This window comes from Mycolicibacterium brisbanense, from assembly GCF_001570425.1.
GTDB lineage: Bacteria > Actinomycetota > Actinomycetes > Mycobacteriales > Mycobacteriaceae > Mycobacterium > Mycobacterium brisbanense.
Map to the genome: position 1 here is coordinate 1 of NZ_BCSX01000067.1, position 2,310 is coordinate 2,310.

Annotated in this window: 2 protein-coding genes; both read left to right on the top strand. The window is 66.8% G+C overall.

The genetic code is table 11. The annotated features are described in order from the left end of the window. The first annotated feature begins 32 nt into the window (after nucleotides 1-32). Complete coding sequence (locus RMCB_RS35520; RefSeq protein ID WP_062832512.1) at nucleotides 33-1,394, top strand: Mu transposase domain-containing protein; 1,362 nt, start codon at nucleotides 33-35, stop codon at nucleotides 1,392-1,394. Next, a complete protein-coding gene (istB, locus tag RMCB_RS35525; RefSeq protein WP_062832513.1) occupies nucleotides 1,391-2,248 on the top strand; it encodes an IS21-like element helper ATPase IstB in 858 nt (285 codons plus the stop codon). The genes RMCB_RS35520 and istB overlap by 4 nt, the downstream gene beginning before the upstream one ends. The last annotated feature ends 62 nt before the right edge of the window (nucleotides 2,249-2,310 follow it).

Genomic DNA, 2,310 nt, shown 5'->3' on the forward strand with positions numbered 1-2,310 from the left:
AGTAGCTCCAGTCGAAGGAGGCCCGCTTTCTCATGCTCACATGGGAGGACGACATGGAAGTACACGCCCTACGAAAACGTGGTTGGTCGATCTCTGCGATCGCCCGCCACACCGGTTTCGACCGCAAAACGGTCCGTAAGTATCTGGCCGGCGACGCAGAGCCCGGGGTGCGGGCCCGCCCGGGCCCGGACCTGTTCGACCCGTTCGTCGACTACGTGTCGGCGCGACTGGTCGAGGACCCGCATCTGTGGGCGCGCACCCTCTACGACGAACTCGAAGACCTGGGATTCGGGTTGTCGTATCAGAGCCTGACCCGCAACATCCGCACCCGTGGTTTGCGGCCGGACTGCCAGGCGTGCCGCGCCGCCACCGAGCGGCCCAACGCCATCATCGCGCACCCACCCGGTGAGGAAACCCAGTGGGACTGGCTGGAATTGCCCGATCCGCCCGCGGACTGGGGCTGGGGCAAGACCGCGCATCTGCTGGTCGGGTCACTGGCGCACTCTGGCAAGTGGCGAGCGGTGCTCTCACCGTCAGAAGACCAGCCACACCTGGTCGCCGCCATCGACCGCATCGTGCGCGGTCTCGGTGGTGTGACCCGGGTGTGGCGGTTCGACCGGATGGCCACGGTCTGCGATCCGGGCTCGGGGCGGGTGACGGCCTCGTTCGCCGGGGTAGCCAAACACTACGGGGTGTCGGTGGCGATCTGCCCGCCGCGACGCGGTAACCGCAAAGGTGTGGTGGAGAAAGTCAATCACACTGCCGCGCAACGCTGGTGGCGCACCGTCGGCGACGAGGTGACCGTGGAACAGGCGCAGGCCAGTGTGGATCGTTTCGCGAAAGTTCGTGGTGACACCCGGAACCGGGCCACCGCCGATGGTCGGTCCTCGGTGGCTGTGGTGGCCAAAGCCGAACCGCTGCGTGCGGTGCCGGCAACGCCGTACCCGGTGATCGTGTCGGAGTCCCGCACGGCGTCGCGCCAAGCGTTGGTGTCCTACCGCGGCAACCGCTACTCGGTGCCACCGGAGCTGGCTGCCGCGCAGGTCACGGTGAGCCATCCGGTGGGCGGCGAGTTCTGCGATATCGCCACCACGAGAGGGATCGTGATCGCGCGGCACCGCATGGCCGCTGACGGGTTGGGGGTGATGGTCCGCGACAGCGGCCACGTCATCGCCCTCGACACCGCGGCAATGGCCACTGCAAACACGGGCAAACCGCATCGCCGCAAGGAACGCATCCCACCCGGGCCAGCCGCCAAAACCGCTGCCGCACAACTGCTTGCACTCCTTGGCACCACCACCAATATGGCCGAATCCACCACGCCATCAACCACTTCCACTGTCATCGACCTGTCGGTCTATGAGCGGGCCGCCCAGAAAAGGACCCTTAAATGACCCCCACCACACGCACCCCGAAAACCACCACCCCCACCGCCAACGCCGAAGCCCCTTCGGCGGCGGCGAGCCGCTACCAGCAGTTGCGGTCGCATCTGGCCGAGCTCAAACTCACCGCTGCCGCCGAAGCACTACCCGCCGTGCTGGACCAAGCCACCGCGGAGGGGCTATCGCTGACGGTGGCACTGGAACGGCTGCTGGCCGTCGAGGTCGATGCCAGCACTGCCCGCCGACTGGCCGGCCGGTTGCGGTTCGCCAGCCTGCCCACCCCGGCCACCCTGACCGATTTCGACGTCGATGCCGCCGCCGGTATCGACCGCGCACTGATCGATGAGCTGGGCACCTGCCGCTACCTGGAATCGGCGACCAACGTTCTACTCATCGGTCCGCCGGGAACAGGCAAGACACATTTATCGGTCGGATTGGCAAGGGCGGCAGCCCATGCCGGATACCGCACCTACTTCACCACCGCAGCCGACCTGGCGGCACGCTGCCACCGTGCCGCCATCGAGGGACGCTGGGCCACCACCATGCGGTTCTACGCCGGACCCACCCTGCTGGTGATCGATGAGCTGGGCTATCTGCCGCTGCCCGCCGAGGCAGCCTCAGCGTTGTTTCAGGTTGTTTCCCAACGGTATTTGAAAACCAGCATCGTGATCACCACCAACCGCGGCGTCGGCGCCTGGGGCGAAATCCTCGGCGACACCACCGTGGCCGCCGCCATGCTCGACCGCCTCCTGCACCGATCCGTAGTCATCAACCTCGACGGCGAGTCCTACCGACTACGCGACCACCACGCCTCCACCGACACCCTCCGCCGAGCCACCACCGGCACCCGCCAACCACTACACTGACCGCCGCTCACAGGTGAGGAATTTCAACGAGCACACCTGGGGACTTTCGACGAGCGCGATCA

Bases quoted from the DNA above. Each gene is read 5' to 3' on its own strand.
- RMCB_RS35520 (WP_062832512.1), top strand. From the start codon at position 33: ATGCTCACATGGGAGGACGACATGGAAGTACACGCCCTACGAAAACGT.
- istB (WP_062832513.1), top strand. From the start codon at position 1,391: ATGACCCCCACCACACGCACCCCGAAAACCACCACCCCCACCGCCAAC.